Source organism: Chryseobacterium cucumeris (assembly GCF_016775705.1).
Classification (GTDB): domain Bacteria; phylum Bacteroidota; class Bacteroidia; order Flavobacteriales; family Weeksellaceae; genus Chryseobacterium; species Chryseobacterium cupriresistens.
Genome location: NZ_CP068760.1, coordinates 717425 through 734282 on the forward strand (window position 1 = coordinate 717425; position 16858 = coordinate 734282).

Here is a 16858-nt window from a genome sequence, read left to right on the forward strand (position 1 = left end):
TTTGCCTTCTCTCAACGCTGTTTATATAAAAACAGCTTATTAACATATACAAAGTAATTAAATTAACAAATCAGAACAAAAGATTACAGCATTCATGTTTTTTTATTAACTTTACCAATAATAACCTGTTAATTATAGTAAATAATGAGCAATAACTTAAAAATGAAAAAAATATTACTGGGAGCTTTATTCTTACCATTTGTATTTGTAGACGCTCAACAGTCTTTAAATATTAATAATGTAACTGGGAGTCAATCCGTCTTTGAAAATGTAGTTTCAGGAACAGGAGCCCCCGTAAAATATGAAGATATACAAGGGTCTCCTTATCAGTCACCGCTTTTTCAAAAAGCGTCTGTTGGAGAAAAATATGGTAATATCGAGGTAAGATATAATGCTTACACTGATGACATAGAGTTTTTAAACAATGGGAAAACAGAGGTTTTACCTAAACAAGATGATTTTTCCAGAATTGAAGTACTTCCATCTAAACAAGTCTTTGTATACTTAAAAAACAGTTCAGAGCCCAAAGGCTATCTTATCGAAATAGTAAAGGGTAGAAATTCAGTATACAAAAAGGAAAAAGTTATTTTTAAGGATGCCGCTCCCGCTCCTAATACCTATCAAACTGGTAAACCTGCCATGTTTGTAAAACAAGATCCTGTTTACTATATAAAAACAACTTCTGGAAATATAAGTAAAGTATCGTCGTTAAAAAAAATAACGAATCTATTTCCAGAAAAAGAAAAAGAGTATAATATGTACATTAAATCTAATAATTTAAAATTCAACGATAGTGATATAGCTAAACTGGTGAATTTTATCAATCAATAATTATATATTTAATTACTTTTAAATTTTATAAAAATCCGAGTACATTTAAATTGTACTCGGATTTTTATATATTGAGTACTCTATTACATTTTAACAACCATTGATAATAAAAGAAAAAACCATCTCAGAAATAGAGATGGTTTTTTTATTACTCATGATCAATAGTTTGTGACCAACATAATTTATTATTTCAGTTTTTTCTTAACCGCTACTTCTTCGTAAACTTCAAGAATATCTCCGATTTCAATATCATTATAACCTTTAAGGTTCAGACCACATTCGTAACCTTTTGTTACTTCCTTCACATCATCTTTGAAACGTTTCAAACTTTCCAGTTCTCCATCGAATTTAACAATACCGTCTCTTAGCAAACGTACTTTAGACTGTCTTGTTACTTTTCCGGTAAGAACCATACAACCTGCAATTGTTCCTACTTTAGAAATCTTGAATACCTCACGGATTTCAACATTACCAATCACCTGTTCCTGAATTTCCGGAGAAAGCATTCCCTCCATCGCTTCTTTTACTTCATCGATTGCTTTATAGATTACAGAGTAAGTTCTGATCTCAATTTCCTCACGATCGGCAAGTTCTTTTGCATTGGCACCCGCTCTTACATTGAATCCAATGATAATCGCATCTGATGCTGCGGCTAAGTTGATATCAGATTCAGTGATCTGCCCAACACCTGAGTGAAGAATCTTAACACTGATTTCTTCTGTTGATAATCTTTGTAACTGATCAGAAAGAGCTTCTACAGAACCATCCACGTCTCCTTTAAGGATAATGTTCAATTCTTTGAATTCTCCTAAAGCAATACGTCTACCCAATTCCTCAAGGGTTGTATGCTTCTTGGTTCTGATCGATAATTCCCTCTGCAGCTGTTCTCTCTTATTGGCAATAGCTTTACCTTCACTTTCATCAGCATATACGCGGAATTTATCACCTGCAGTAGGCGCTCCGTCCAAACCTAAAATTGTTGCAGGAATTGATGGCCCTGCTTCTTTTAGATTTTTACCTCTTTCATCAAGCAAAGCTTTTACTTTACCGTGATTTTTACCCGCTACTACATAATCACCTACTCTTAAAGTTCCGGTCTGTACCAACATTGTTGCTACATAACCTCTACCTTTATCTAAAGATGCTTCAATAACAACTCCGTTTGCTGCACGGTCAGGATTTGCTTTCAACTCAAGCATTTCAGCCTGTAGTAAAACTTTTTCCAACAATACATCTACGTTATTACCGAATTTAGCTGAGATCTCCTGTGCCTGAACATTCCCACCCCATTCTTCTACTAAAACTGGTGGATTTAATCCTGATAACTGCTGACGGATGTTGTCCGGGTTTGCATTCGGCTTATCCACTTTGTTGATAGCAATAATCATTGGTACTCCTGCAGCCTGTGCGTGAGCAATTGCTTCTTTTGTTTGTGGCATTACATCATCATCGGCAGCAATTACGATAATTGCAATATCCGTGATCTGCGCCCCTCTTGCTCTCATCGCTGTAAAGGCTTCGTGACCTGGTGTATCTAAGAAAGTAATTCTCTGACCATTTTCCAGCTTCACATTATAAGCACCGATGTGCTGAGTAATTCCTCCTGATTCACCAGCAATTACGTTGGTTTTTCTGATGTAATCCAATAATGAAGTTTTACCGTGGTCAACGTGTCCCATTACAGTAACTACAGGAGCTCTCTGCAATAAGCTTTCTTCAGTATCCACTTCATCTTCAGCATCTGTATCTTCAAGATCAGCATCTGAGAATTCGATTTTATAACCGAATTCATCTGCTACTAATAATAAGGTATCCGCTTCAAGTCTCTGGTTCATGGTAACCATTACCCCTAATGAGAAACAAGCAGAGATTACTTCAGTTGGAGAAACATTCATCAAACTTGCCAATTCACCTACTGTGATGAATTCTGTTACTTTAAGAGTTCTGTCTTGTGCTTCAAGCTCCTGCTGGCGCTCATCCTGCTCTCTACGGAAAGTTCTTTTGTCTTTTCTGTGTTTTGCAGATTTAGATTTTCCTCCTTTATTAGTAAGTTTTTCTAATGTTTCTTTGATCTGGTTTTTAACCTGCTCATCGGTTAATTCAACTGGCATAACTCTTTGCCCTGGTCTGTTGTTCTGACCTCCTTTTTTGAAGCCACCACCTTGACCCTGACGGTTTCCACCACCCTGGTTATTTCCAAAACGGTTTCCACCCTGGCCACCCTGACCTTGAGGACGGTTTCCTTGTCCGCCCTGACCTTGACGGTTTCCGCCTTGTCCACCGTTATTATTCTGACGGTTTCCCTGGCCCTGACCACCTTGGTTATTATTTCCTGAGTTTTGATTATTCCCCTGACCTTGTTGGTTATTCTGACCAGGTTTTTCAATTCTCTTTCTTTTCTTTTTTGCTCCGGCACCCGGCTTCGGCGCAAACTGAGTCAAGTCGATCTTTTCCCCAACGATTTTAGGACCGTCAAGTTTTTGATATACTGTCTCAATTTTCTGTGGTTCCTGAGATTCAGGCTCAGCCTCTGTTTTTGGAGTTTCCACTTTTTTCTCCTCTGCAACCACTGGTTTTGGAGTTTCTTTTACTGTTTCCACAGGTTTAACTTCTTCTTTTTTCTCCTCCATTTTTGGTTTGTCTTTTTTCACAGGTCTGTTTCTAGATTCTATTTGAGACAAATCAATTTTATCCAAAACTTTAAATTCCTGCTTTTCAGGCGCTGCTTTAACTTCCGGTTGTTCTTCTTTCACGATTTCTTCTTTCTTTTCTTCAACCGGTGTCGCAACAGGAGCCACAGGAACTGCAGGAGCTGCAGGAGCCTCTTCAGCTTCAGGCTTCTTAGGTTCCAAATCTATTTTACCTAAAATTCTAGTTTCTGGTTTATTTGCTTTAGCTCTTATCACTTCAGGGGTTTTCTTTTCTTCAATTTCCAGTTTTTCTTCCGGAACTTTAGTGATCACCACCTCATGGGAAGCCTTTCTTTGTTCGCCGTCTTTAGCAAACTCAGCCTCCAATGCAGAATATGCCGCTTCTTCCAATTGAGCGTTAGGATTGCTTTCAACCTCGAAACCCCTTGACTGTAAAAACTCTACTAATCTGGACATCGAAATGTTGAATTCCTTAACCGCTTTATTTAATCTAATTTTTGGCATTTATATTATTTACTGTTTTTAATTTTTAAAATTAAAGTATTTCTTTTTTACTGTTTATTAAAATTTATTTAAAATCTTAATCTTCAAATTCTTCTCTCAGAATACGTTTCACCTCTTCAATAGTTTCTTCTTCAAGGTCAACCATATTTAAAAGACTTTCAGTTTCTTTATCCAATACTGATTTTGCAGTCGTAAGTCCTACTTTCTTAAACTCATCCAAAATCCACTGCTCGATATCATCGTTAAATTCTTTCAATTCAACATCATCATCCTCGCTGGACTCTCTGTATACATCAATCTCATATCCTGTCAACCAAGAAGCCAGTCTGATATTCTGACCTTGTTTTCCGATCACTTTAGAAATTTCTTCAACAGGAGTATATACCAACGCGTAGTTCGTCTCCTCATTGATTTCAATTTTGTTAATAGTAACATTTCCTAATGCTCTCTTCACCAAGATCTCAGGGTTTTTAGACCACTGAATAACATCGATGTTTTCATTTCTCAACTCTCTTACAACGCCATGAATTCTGGATCCTTTTACTCCAACACAAGCTCCTACCGGATCAATTCTGTCATCATAAGCATCTACTGCAATCTTCGCCTTTTCACCAGGAATTCTCACTACCTTTTTCAGGATAATTGTTCCGTCCTGGATCTCAGGAATTTCCAGCTCTAATAACTTCTCTAGGAATTTAGGTGCAGTTCTGGAAATAATAATCTGTGGTTTAGAACCTTTAAAATCTACTGTCTCAACAATAGCTCTGATATTCTCACCCTTTTTAAAGAAATCGGATGGGATCTGGTTTTCTTTTGGTAAAATAAATTCATTTCCTTCATCATCCAGCAGAATCACGTGCTTATGACGGATGTGGTGGATTTCCCCTACAACAATTTCACCAATTTTATCTCTGAACTGTTCGTACAGCATTGCATTATTGTGTTCCTGAAGTTTTGTAGCAAGGATTTGCTTAAGGGTAAGAATATTTCTTCTTCCCAACTGTGCAACAGGAATTTCCATTGTAAAGTCTTCACCTACTTCGAAGGTAGGATCAATCTTCTTTGCTTCAGAAATTTCAATTTCCAAATCATCATCTTCAGACATTTCGTCCTCTACAATTGTTTTATTTAAAAATATCTGAAAATCTCCTTTATCCGGGTTTACAATCACATCAAAATGATCATCTGAATCAAATCTCTTTCTTAAAAGAGTTTTCAGTGAATCTTCAATAATTGCCATAAGATCAATCTTACTGATCCCTTTTTCGTCTTTAAAATCACCAAAGGATTCAATCAACGCTATATTATCCATCTATTCTTTTTTCTTTTTAAAATTTAATTACTACTAATGCTTTTTTGATCTCAGGATAAGAAATTTCTTTCTCCTCCTCCACATCTACTTTTCCTTTTCCGATATCTTTCGGTTTCCGGTAACGTAGAACAAGCGTGATCTTCTCATCGTCTACTTTTGACAATTCCCCTTCAATTTTAGAAGAATCCTCCAGCATCACCTCAATCTCTCTTCCAATGTTTTTACTGAACTGTCTTGGTGTGGATAATGGCTCGCTCAATCCTGCAGACATCACCTGAAGGCTGAAGTCATGCTCTTCACGATCCATATTGAATTCAATTGCACGGCTTGCATCAAGACAATCCTGCAAAGAAACTCCGTTATCACCATCCAAAATCACTGTAATATCATCCCCTGCAGAAATTTTAAGATCAATAAGAAACAGATCTTTTCTGGTCTCAAGGAATTCATTTAATAATTCTTCAATTCTTTTTCTAAACTCCATATATTTTTATCTTGATTTACAGTACGAAAAAAGGCTTTCTTCCGAAGCCTTCCCATTTTTTCCGTAAATCCATTGCAAATATAAGCTTTTTTTCTAAAAAAGCAAAATAATCTTAAGTATCAGTTAAATAGCGCCAGATTCATTTACAATAAATTAAAAGAATATGTCAGAAGATTTTTATTACTTTTGTCTTAGAATTTAAAAACAGACATTTTGAATATAACGATTGTAGGAACAGGTTATGTAGGTTTGGTTACAGGAACCACTCTGGCAGAACTTGGCAATTCAGTATACTGTGTTGATATTGATGAAAAAAAAGTAGAAGGTATGAAAAACGGCATTGTTCCCATCTATGAGCCGAACCTTGAAGAAATGTTTTTAAGAAACATTCAGTCTGAAAGATTATTTTTCACTACCAATCTTAAAGAAGCTTTAGACAAAAGCGAAGTGATTTATCTGGCATTACCTACTCCTCCGGGAGAAGACGGATCTGCAGATCTGTCTTATGTACTTCAGGTAGCTGATAATATTGGCGAAATGATGACCGGATACAAAGTCATTGTCAATAAAAGCACGGTTCCTGTAGGAACTGCAGACAGAGTAAGAGAAACCATCTCAGCGAAAACAAATATCCCTTTTGATGTTGTTTCAAATCCCGAATTTTTAAGAGAAGGATTTGCGGTTGAAGATTCAATGAACCCTTCAAGAGTAGTTGTAGGTGCAAGTTCGGAAAGAGCCAAAGACATCATGTCTAAGATATACCAGCCTTTTACCAACACCGGAATTCCCATCATTTTCATGGATGAGAAATCCTCAGAACTTACAAAATATGCTGCGAATTCATTTCTGGCAGTAAAAATCACCTTTATGAATGAGATTGCGAACTATTGTGAAAAAGTGGGCGCAGATGTAGATAAGGTAAGACTGGGAATGGGTAGTGATGACAGAATCGGGCACAGATTCTTATTCCCAGGTATCGGATATGGTGGAAGCTGCTTTCCTAAAGACGTAAAAGCACTTATAAAGTCCGGAAAGCAGGAAGATTTTAATTTTCAGATCCTTGAAGCTACGGAAAAGGTAAATACAGCCCAGAAGGTAATCTTAGTGTCTGAAATTGAAAAATATTTCGGAGGAAGTATTGAAGGAAAGAAAATTGCTATGTGGGGGCTTGCCTTCAAAGCCAATACGGATGACATCAGAGAAGCCTCATCATTAGACAACATCGCTCTTCTATTGGAGAAAGGAGCAGAGGTCATAGCCTATGACGCTGTTGCAGAAAGTAATGTTAAGAAGCTTTTAGGTGATAAAATACAATATGCTAAAGGAATGTACGATGCAATCGAAGATGTAGATGCACTGTTTATTGCTACAGAATGGCCGGAATTCAAAAATCCTAATTTTGACCTTATGGCTAGAAAAATGAAAAACAAAGTCATTTTTGACGGCAGAAATATGTACCCGCTGGAAATCCCTGAACAGAACGGATTTCATTATAAAAGTATAGGAAGAAAGACCATTACAAAATAAATCAATGAAAAATATTATCGTTACAGGAGGTGCCGGATTTATCGGCTCCCATGTTGTAAGAGAGTTTGTAAAAAACAATCCGGATACTACGATCATCAATCTTGATGCTCTTACCTACGCCGGAAATCTCGAAAACTTAAAGGACATTGAAAATGAACCGAATTATGTTTTCGAAAAAGCAGATATTACAAAACCGGAAGAGCTTAGAAAAGTTTTCGAAAAATATAACCCGGATGCTGTTGTACATTTAGCAGCAGAAAGCCATGTAGACAGAAGTATTACAGATCCTATGGCATTCATCAATACGAATGTAAACGGAACTGCTAATCTTTTGAACCTTTGTAAAGAATTCTGGACATTAAATCCTGATCATACCCACGGCAGATTCCCGGATGAAAAAAGAAACAATCTTTTCTATCATATTTCCACGGATGAAGTATATGGAAGCTTAGGGGAAACAGGTTTCTTTCTGGAGACCACATCATACGACCCTCAATCTCCGTATTCAGCTTCAAAAGCAGCCTCTGACCATTTGGTAAGAGCTTACGGAAATACCTATGGAATGCCTTTCATTGTATCGAACTGTTCCAACAACTACGGTCCGAATCATTTCCCTGAAAAATTGATTCCACTTTGTATTTCGAATATTATCAACGAGAAACCACTTCCTATTTACGGTGATGGAAAATACACCAGAGACTGGTTGTTTGTCATTGACCATGCCAAGGCGATTCATCAGATCTTTAAAGAAGCAAAAACCGGTGAGACTTACAATATCGGAGGATTCAACGAGTGGCAGAATATTGATCTTGTCAAAGAACTGATCAAACAAATGGATGCCAAGCTGGAAAGACCGAAAGGTTATTCAGAAAAGCTGATCACTTTTGTAAAAGACAGACCGGGTCACGACAAACGTTACGCTATTGATGCCACAAAACTGAATAAAGATTTAGGCTGGAAACCTTCAGTTACCTTTGAAGAAGGATTAGCAAAAACCATCGACTGGTATCTGGAAAATAAGGAATGGCTGGAGAATGTAACTTCCGGAAATTATCAGGATTATTACAGCAAACAATACAGCTAAATATATTATTTGAGATAACAGAGCAATGGAACTCTTTATCTTCCACAGAAATTCAACTCACAACACAAAAGAAATAAGCGTCTTTACGCACCAAAACATGAAAGGAATAATATTAGCCGGAGGTTCCGGAACAAGACTTTACCCTCTAACCATTGCAGTAAGCAAGCAGCTGATGCCTGTTTACGACAAACCTATGATTTACTATCCGCTTTCCACATTGCTTTTAGCAGGAATCAAGGATATTCTGATCATCACCACTCCACATGACCAGGAAGGTTTCATCAAACTTTTGGGCGACGGCTCACAAATCGGCTGTAATATAGAATATGTTGTACAGCCAAGTCCAGATGGTTTAGCGCAAGCTTTTATTCTGGGCGAGCAATTTATTGGTAACGACCCCGCAGCGCTGGTATTGGGAGATAATATTTTCTATGGTTCCGAAATGGGAACTTTATTGAAAAACAAAACCAATCCACAGGGAGGAGTTGTTTTTGCTTACCACGTAGCAGACCCTGAAAGATATGGTGTAGTAGAATTCGACAAAAACCTGAAAGCTGTTTCTATTGAAGAAAAGCCTTTAAACCCTAAGTCAAACTATGCTGTTCCCGGCCTTTATTTTTATGATAACAATGTCGTTGAAATTGCTAAAAACATCAAGCCCTCTGCAAGAGGTGAGCTGGAAATCACAGACATCAACAATGTTTATTTAAGCAATGGAAAACTTGAAGTAGCTGTTCTTAACAGAGGAACGGCATGGCTGGATACAGGAACCTTTGATTCTCTTCATGACGCTTCAGAATTTGTAAGTGTTATTGAAAAAAGACAAGGATTTAAAATCGGCTGTATTGAAGAAATTGCATTCAGAAACAAATTCATTGATGAGGAGAAACTGCTTGAGACGGCTACCAAATATGGTAAAAGCGGATACGGTGAATACCTGAAACAACTTATCAGAAAATAACAATTATAATTTATAAAATTCATAGACTATTGGCTTTATGGCCAATAGTTTTTGCTCATGCCGACAAATATCAATATATTAGTTGTTGATTTTTAGTTTTATGGACTATGAAAATTTATAAACTAATACATACGGTAAGAATTAATTATTATAAATTTGCAAAAACTTACACAGATGAATGAACCACAACAAAAGTGGACAGAAACGATTGATGCTGATCATTCGTTATTTGACTTGAAGCTAAAAGAAGTCTGGAGATACAAAGATCTTGTTTATATGTTTGTAAAAAGAGATTTTGTATCCAGCTTTAAGCAGACTATTTTAGGCCCGATCTGGTTTTTTATCAATCCAATTCTAACGACAATTGTTTATTTAATTGTTTTCGGAAGAATTGCCAACCTTCCAACTGACGGAGCACCACCATTACTTTTCTACCTTGCAGGAGTTACTCTCTGGAATTATTTTTCAGCTTGTTTACTAGGAACATCTTCAACTTTTGTTGGTAATGCAAATATTTTCGGCAAAGTATATTTTCCAAGACTGGTTTCTCCTTTATCCATTGTAATTTCCAACCTGATGCGTTTTGGAGTACAGTTTCTCCTATTTATTATCGGCTGGGGTTATTATTTATCAAAAGGACAGATTCATCCTAATATCTGGATCTTAGCAACTCCCTTTTTAATTTTACTAATGGCATTATTTGCATTGGGAGTAGGAATGATATTTTCTGCGTTAACCACAAAATATAAAGATTTAAGTATGTTGTTGGGGTTTGGAGTGAGTCTGTATATGTATGCAACACCAGTTATTTATCCAACCTCAGCTTTACCGGGATTCTTTAAAAGCATTTCATTTTACAATCCTTTAACAGGGATTTTCGAATGTTTTAAATATGCCTGGCTTGGTGTTGGGGACTTTTCTCCAATAATGCTCACTATCAGTACATTTATCATCCTTATTTTATTGGTAACAGGTACTTTCATTTTCAATAAGGTGGAAAAATCCTTCATGGACACAGTTTAAAAATTTATTAACTTCCCCTAAACAATTTAAAAATGCTAGCTTTAAAAGCAGAAAATATATCAAAACAATACCGTCTCGGACAAGTCGGAACGGGTACCTTATCTCATGACTTAAACCGATTCTGGCACAAAGTAAGAGGAAAAGAAGATCCATATCTTAAAATTGGTGAGGTAAATGACAGAACAACCAAGGGAACTTCTGAGTACGTTTGGTCACTTCGGAATATTAATTTTGAGATTGAACAAGGAACTGCAGTAGGGATTATTGGGCGAAACGGAGCCGGAAAATCTACCCTGTTAAAACTTTTAAGCAAGGTAACAAAACCTACAACCGGTAAAATATACACCAACGGAAGAATTGCATCTTTATTGGAAGTCGGAACCGGGTTTCATCCTGAAATGACAGGACGCGAAAATGTTTTTTTAAATGGAGCAATTCTTGGAATGACCCGTAAGGAAATTTCAAGAAAATTTGATGAGATCGTAGCTTTTTCAGGAGTAGAAAGATATATTGACACTCCGGTAAAAAGATATTCATCGGGAATGTATGTTCGTCTGGCCTTCGCTGTAGCAGCTCACTTGGAATCTGAAATTCTAATTGTAGATGAAGTATTGGCTGTGGGTGATGCAGATTTTCAAAAAAAATGCCTGGGAAAAATGAACGATGTAGCAAAAGGAGAAGGAAGAACCATTCTTTTTGTAAGTCATAATATGACTGCCGTAAAAGAACTTTGCAACAAAGGAATCCTTTTAAACCAAGGAACTTTAGCCTATGAAGGAGATATGCTAAATACAATTATAGAATATCAAAAAAGCAGTACAACAGCAAGTTCTTATTATTACAATGGAAATATTAATGAAGCTCTAGGAAATAATAACATCAGAATAAAAGAATTTTATGTAAATCCTATTCATGGAGATCTCATCGATATTGATTCCGGAATTCATGTAAAGCTTGTTTTCCAGAATAATTGTGCTAATATCAATCTGGATGCTACTTTTGAACTAAGAAATTATGAAGAGCTTATTATCTTCCATGTAGGAAAACTTATTACTGAAAATAATAACTCTGAAATTGGGGATTATACAGTAGAATTTGATATTCCGGCAGGTTTAATTAATGCAGGAAATTACTATTTTAAATTAATTTTCGGAAAAAATCAAACCGAAGTATTATTTGCAGTCGACAGTATTGTAGGCTTTGAGGTTGAAAATGTAAAAGTGGGCAGCAAACTTCATTTGTATCCGGGAATTACAAGACCGAATTTTGATTATAAAGTACAGACTCCATGATTCCAAAAATAATAGAACTTCCAAAAATTTATGACAAAAGAGGAAATCTTTCCTTTTTTGAGCACCCCAATCAACTACCCTTTGAAATTAAAAGAACGTATTGGATTTATGATGTTCCGGGAGGGGAAACAAGGGGAAGTCACGCTTTTAAAGAACAGCAGGAGTATATTATTGCTCTTTCAGGAAGTTTTGATGTAGTGATTCATAATGGTAAAGAAGAGCAGCGGTTTTCCTTAAACAGATCCTATTATGGATTATATATTCCGAAAATGTTTTGGCGGAAACTAGAGAATTTCTCTACCAATTCACTTGCTCTTATTGTTTCTGATCATACTTATAATCAGGATGATTATATCAGAGATTTTGAAGAATTTAAAAAGCTGGCAAATGAAAAATAAGCTTTCAGTATTTGATTGTAGTGTTATAGACCTTGGAAAAATAAGTTTTGATGAGGGTAATCTTACAGTGGTTGAAAACAATTCAACCTTCCCATTTGATGTTAAAAGAATATTTTATTTATACGACATTGCGGGTGGAGAAAGCCGTGGTGCTCATTCTCATAAAGAATGTCATCAGTTTTTGATTGCAGCTAGCGGAAGTTTCGAGGTTTCACTGGATGATGGAAAGTTTAAAAGACAGGTTTTTCTGAACCGCCCGGATATTGGGCTTCATATTCCACCAGGAATTTGGGCTTCAGAAATTAATTTTTCATCAGGTGCAATTTGTCTGGTTCTGGCATCTCATCATTATAATGAAGAAGACTATGTCAGAGATTATGATACATTTTTAAAAATACAGAATGAAAAATAAAATTCATCCATTAGCCGATGTCCAAAGTGAAAATATAGGAGAAGACACCATGATTTGGCAATTCTGCGTTGTTTTAAAAGGTGCTGAAATTGGTAAAAATTGCAATATAAATTGCAATGTTTTCATTGAAAATGACGTGAAAATAGGTGATAATGTAACCATTAAACCCGGCGTACAGGTTTGGGACGGAGTAACATTGGAGGACAATGTATTTATCGGTCCAAATGTAACTTTTACGAATGATCTTATTCCGCGTTCAAAACAATATCCTTTAGAATTCAGTAAAACACTTGTGAAAAAAGGTGCTTCAATTGGGGCTAACTCTACAATTATTGCCGGGAATATAATCGGAGAAAATGCTTTGATCGGTGCCGGAAGTGTCATTACGAAAAATGTGCCTTCAAATACAGTTTGGTATGGAAATCCTGCCAGACAAACGGGTTTTATAACTTTAGACGGAAAGATTTTAGACCTAAATATGAAAGACAAGGAAGGAAATTCCTATGAAATTCAAAATGATTAGAACGTTTTTCATTATGCTCCCTGTAAGTATTTTTGCATATAAAGTAATAGAAAAACCTTTCAACAAAAAATAAAAAATTTATTCTCATGATTAAGTTCCTCGATCTACAAAAAATTAATCTACAGCACCAAGAAGAAATTGAGGCGAAGCTCTTGCAGGTTTTCCGTTCCGGATGGTATCTTATGGGCAATGAACTGAATCTATTTGAGAAAAATCTTTCTCAATATATCGGAACAAAACACGCAATCGGTGTTGCCAATGGTTTAGACGCTCTTCGTCTTATCCTTAGAGGATATATCGAAATGGGATTAATGAAAGAAGGAGACGAAATTTTAGTTCCATCCAACACTTATATTGCTTCTATTTTAGCCATTTCCGATAATGGACTCGTACCCGTTTTGGTAGAACCAGATATTGCCAACTATAATATTGACGTATCAAAAATTGAAGAAAAAATCACTCCAAAAACAAAAGGTATTTTAATTGTGCATCTTTATGGAAGAGTTATTTTCTCTGAAGAATTGCAGCAATTGGCTCAAAAATATAATGTAAAAATCATTGAAGATAATGCTCAAGCTATTGGAGCAGAATGGAAAGGAAAAAAAACAGGAAATCTTGGTGATGCCTCTGGTTTTAGTTTCTATCCCGGAAAAAATTTAGGTGCTTTGGGCGATGCCGGTGCAATTACGACTAATGATGAAGAATTGGCAAAAACCATAAGAGCCTTGGCAAATTATGGTTCAAATAAAAAATATGTAAATATTTATCAAGGATTAAATTCCAGACTAGACGAAATTCAGGCTGCTGTTTTAGATATTAAGCTAAAATACATTGATGAAGAAAATGAGGTGAGAAGAAAGATCGCAAGACAATATATCAGAGAAATTTCAAATTCCAATATTATTCTACCGGAAAACCCTGAAAATGAGAACGAGCATGTTTGGCATATTTTCCTTATCAGAACAGAAAAAAGAGACGAGCTTCAGGCTTACCTTACAGAAAACGGTGTCCAAACTTTGATTCATTATCCGATTCCTCCCCACAAACAGGAAGCTTATAAAGACTGGAATTCACAATCTTTTCCGATCAGTGAAAAGATTCATCAAGAAGTTTTGAGCCTGCCTATTTCTCCGGTAATGGAAAAAGAGGAAATAGCTAAAGTTATTGAATTATTAAACAAATTCTAATGGAGAATCCGTTGGTAAGTTTTATTGTTGTTTCATACAAACACTCAGAATTTATCCCTGAGTGTTTAAATAGTATTAAAAATCAAACTTATAAAAACTGGGAACTCATTATTGCTGATGATGCTTCACCAGACAATTCTGTGGAGATCACAAAAAACTGGCTGAACGAAAACAACATTTCTGCAAAAACCAATTTTCATGAAACAAACATAGGATTCGCTGCAACACTTAATGAATGTATTGAGATGACTGAGGGAAAATATGTAAATATTATAGCTGCCGATGACTACCTTCATCCTTCATTTCTTGAAAAATGCGTAGCCAATTTAGAAAAAAAGGGGAATGATTTCGGAATGATTTTTTCAAGCTGCTTTATCATCCAAGAAGATAAAACATTAATTAATTATCTTGATGATCTGAGTTTTTATAAAGATGAAAATCAATTTAAAAGTACATTGAAAAAGATGAACCTTATCCCGGCTCTTGCTACGTTGGTTAAAAGAACGGTTTTAATTGAGACAGGTCCGTACGATAAAAATATTCTTATCGAAGATTACGACAGATGGTTGAGAATTAATGAAAATTATTTTATTGATTTTATTCCTGAAAATCTTGCATATCATAGAAAGCATGGTGAAAACATTTCTAAAATAAAAGAAAGGATTGTTTTTGTAGAAGAAATACTTTTAAGGTTAAAATATGATCATAATCTTGAAAATAAGACAAAAATAAATAACGACATCAAAAAGATCTACATAACATCTAAAGATAAAAAGGAAATCCGGAAAGTGTCTGAACAATATTCTCAATATAAAGGGAAAGAACGTTGGCTGAATTTATGCCTGAAATATAACCTGCCTGTAAGATTATATTATCTGAAATATAAATTTTTCTAAAATGTTTACAAAGCTTAAAAATAATATCGCACAAAAAATCATTACTCTTGTCGAGAATAATGATAAAAGAAAAAAACAGGAAAAATGGAATATTTTCATGTCCAAACCTAATATAAATATTCATCCAAGTTTTTCGCCAAAAGATGCAGATATTTTTAAAGGTGAAAATAATCAAATAGGAAATATTACAATTAGTGAAAATTTTTTACTGAGAGAATACTGCAATATTGTAGTTTTTCCGAATGCTGACCTTAGAATTGGAAAAAGTGTTTTTTTCAACAATTATTGTTCTATTAATTGTTTAGATAAAATTGAAATTGGTAATGACACCATTTTTGGTGAAGGCGTAAGGCTATACGATCATAATCATCTTATTGAAAAAGGTGAAAAACTTTTTGTAGAAAAAGAAAAATATATGACGTCTCCTATTAAAATTGGTAAAAATTGCTGGATTGGAAGCAATACTGTAATATTAAAAGGGGTTACGATCGGAGACAATTCTATTATTGGAGCCGGCTGTGTAATACACAAATCTGTTCCGGAAAACACAATTATGAAAAATAGTCAAAATTTAATTTCTCAAACCCTCTAAAATGAGTACAAAAAAAATATTATTTATTTCGCACGAAGCTTCTTTATCTGGTGCTCCCATTCTTGTTTTAGATTTAATAAAAAGATTAAAAAAAGAAAAAGAAAATTATCAGATCGATATTTTATTGATCAGAGGAGGAGAATTGTATGAAGAATTTGCAAAAGTAGCTAACAATATTGTTGTTGCTCATTATCATTTACAGTCTTTTTCATTTTTAAAAAGAAATTTAAAAAGAGTTCAATCAATTGTTTTCAGAAAAAAAGAGACTCAACAAGACAAAATTGATAAAATTACCATCTCTCTTCTTGAAAACAAATACGATCTGGTATATGGAAACACAATGGAATCATTGATTTGGACGCTTCCTTTCTATAAAAAAAACATTCCTACAATTGTTGCTATTCATGAGCTTAGTTTTGGGATTGAAAGTACTTACTCTAAAGAGTTTGTTTTAGAAAACATTTCAAATATCACCCAAATTATAGCAGGTTCGCAAGCTGTTGCCGACAATCTTATCAACAAGTACAATGCAGCCCCACAAAAAGTAACAGCAATACATTCTTTCGTAGACAATGTTCTCAACCTCCAGAAGGATAAAGAATTATTGAAAAAGGAATTGAATATTAAAAATGAAGAATTGATCGTTGGAATTGCGAGTTCTCAGGAATTAAGAAAAGGTACGGAGATGGTTCCTGTTTTGGTTCAGAAAATAAAACAGAAAACTGATCTTAATTTTAAATTCATCAATCTTGGAGGAACATCCAAAAGTGCTGCTGTAAGATGTGCCAAACTGGATGCTGAAAAATTAGGGGTAGAAAAGGACATCATTTTTATCGATCATAACAAAACGCCAAATGATTATATAAATATTTTTGATGTTTTTCTTTTAATGTCCCGTGAAGATCCTTTCCCATTAGTTATGCTGACTGCTGCAAAACTAAAAAAACCCATCGTAGCTTTTGAAAAAAGCGGTGGTGCTGTTGAATTTCTGGAAAACAATCATGGAGTACTTGTTCCCTATCTGGATATGGATACCATGGCTGAAGAGACCGTTAAACTTATGCAGGATGCCAATCTAAGAGAAAGTTATGGTGAAAATATTTATCAGAGATTGGAAAACGAATATTCTGACAAGAAATTGGCAGGTAAAATTTTTACAATAATTGATAACTTACTTTAGG

The 16858-nt window shown here is 35.1% G+C and carries 16 protein-coding genes; 13 read left to right on the plus strand and 3 right to left on the minus strand.

Translation table 11 applies throughout. The features are described from left to right. The first annotated feature begins 162 nt into the window (after window positions 1-162). Window positions 163-831, plus strand: a complete 669-nt coding sequence (locus JNG87_RS03195) for a hypothetical protein (protein ID WP_202841647.1) — start codon at window positions 163-165, stop codon at window positions 829-831. Between the two features lie 185 nt (window positions 832-1016). On the opposite strand, the gene infB is transcribed toward JNG87_RS03195, so the two are convergent. The 3 genes from infB to rimP form a co-directional block, all read right to left on the minus strand. Beyond that, window positions 1017-3986, minus strand: a complete 2970-nt coding sequence (infB, locus tag JNG87_RS03200) for a translation initiation factor IF-2 (protein ID WP_110008475.1) — start codon at window positions 3984-3986, stop codon at window positions 1017-1019. 76 nt (window positions 3987-4062) lie between these two features. After that, entirely contained in the window at window positions 4063-5298 is a 1236-nt protein-coding gene (nusA, locus tag JNG87_RS03205; protein WP_002982960.1) for a transcription termination factor NusA, read from the minus strand. Window positions 5299-5314: 16 nt separating this feature from the next. Further along, window positions 5315-5782: a ribosome assembly cofactor RimP gene (gene rimP / locus JNG87_RS03210; protein WP_034691441.1), complete on the minus strand. Its 468-nt coding sequence runs from the start codon at window positions 5780-5782 to the stop codon at window positions 5315-5317. Between the two features lie 213 nt (window positions 5783-5995). Between rimP and JNG87_RS03215 the strand changes: the two genes are divergently transcribed. From JNG87_RS03215 to JNG87_RS03270, 12 genes are all read left to right on the plus strand, one after another. After that, window positions 5996-7309, plus strand: coding sequence for a UDP-glucose dehydrogenase family protein (locus JNG87_RS03215; RefSeq protein WP_202841649.1), 1314 nt, complete (start codon window positions 5996-5998; stop codon window positions 7307-7309). Window positions 7310-7313: 4 nt separating this feature from the next. Further along, window positions 7314-8393, plus strand: a complete 1080-nt coding sequence (gene rfbB / locus JNG87_RS03220; protein ID WP_202841652.1) for a dTDP-glucose 4,6-dehydratase — start codon at window positions 7314-7316, stop codon at window positions 8391-8393. 97 nt (window positions 8394-8490) lie between these two features. Next, the gene (gene rfbA, locus JNG87_RS03225) at window positions 8491-9354 is read left to right on the plus strand and encodes a glucose-1-phosphate thymidylyltransferase RfbA (RefSeq protein WP_110008471.1); all 864 of its coding nucleotides are present in this window, start codon (window positions 8491-8493) and stop codon (window positions 9352-9354) included. Between the two features lie 174 nt (window positions 9355-9528). Further along, on the plus strand, window positions 9529-10377 hold the full coding sequence (locus JNG87_RS03230; RefSeq protein ID WP_110008470.1) for an ABC transporter permease: 849 nt from the start codon (window positions 9529-9531) through the stop codon (window positions 10375-10377). A 32-nt stretch (window positions 10378-10409) separates the two neighbouring features. Next, a complete protein-coding gene (locus JNG87_RS03235; protein ID WP_202841654.1) occupies window positions 10410-11669 on the plus strand; it encodes an ABC transporter ATP-binding protein in 1260 nt (419 codons plus the stop codon). After that, a complete protein-coding gene (locus tag JNG87_RS03240; protein WP_110008468.1) occupies window positions 11666-12067 on the plus strand; it encodes a sugar 3,4-ketoisomerase in 402 nt (133 codons plus the stop codon). Before JNG87_RS03235 ends, JNG87_RS03240 begins: the two co-directional genes overlap by 4 nt. Then, window positions 12057-12479 (plus strand): sugar 3,4-ketoisomerase, encoded by a 423-nt coding sequence (locus JNG87_RS03245; RefSeq protein ID WP_110008467.1) that lies wholly within the window; start codon window positions 12057-12059, stop codon window positions 12477-12479. The genes JNG87_RS03240 and JNG87_RS03245 overlap by 11 nt, the downstream gene beginning before the upstream one ends. Then, window positions 12469-13002 carry an N-acetyltransferase gene (locus JNG87_RS03250; RefSeq protein ID WP_202841657.1) on the plus strand — a complete coding sequence of 178 codons (534 nt, stop codon included), beginning with the start codon at window positions 12469-12471 and terminating at the stop codon, window positions 13000-13002. The genes JNG87_RS03245 and JNG87_RS03250 overlap by 11 nt, the downstream gene beginning before the upstream one ends. An 86-nt stretch (window positions 13003-13088) precedes the next feature. Continuing rightward, a complete protein-coding gene (locus JNG87_RS03255; protein ID WP_202841659.1) occupies window positions 13089-14189 on the plus strand; it encodes a DegT/DnrJ/EryC1/StrS family aminotransferase in 1101 nt (366 codons plus the stop codon). Beyond that, window positions 14189-15085: a glycosyltransferase family 2 protein gene (locus JNG87_RS03260; protein WP_202841661.1), complete on the plus strand. Its 897-nt coding sequence runs from the start codon at window positions 14189-14191 to the stop codon at window positions 15083-15085. Before JNG87_RS03255 ends, JNG87_RS03260 begins: the two co-directional genes overlap by 1 nt. Before the next feature lies 1 nt (window position 15086). Continuing rightward, window positions 15087-15677 (plus strand): acyltransferase, encoded by a 591-nt coding sequence (locus JNG87_RS03265; RefSeq protein WP_202841663.1) that lies wholly within the window; start codon window positions 15087-15089, stop codon window positions 15675-15677. A 1-nt stretch (window position 15678) separates the two neighbouring features. Next, window positions 15679-16857: a glycosyltransferase family 4 protein gene (locus JNG87_RS03270; protein WP_202841665.1), complete on the plus strand. Its 1179-nt coding sequence runs from the start codon at window positions 15679-15681 to the stop codon at window positions 16855-16857. Window position 16858 lies beyond the last annotated feature (1 nt).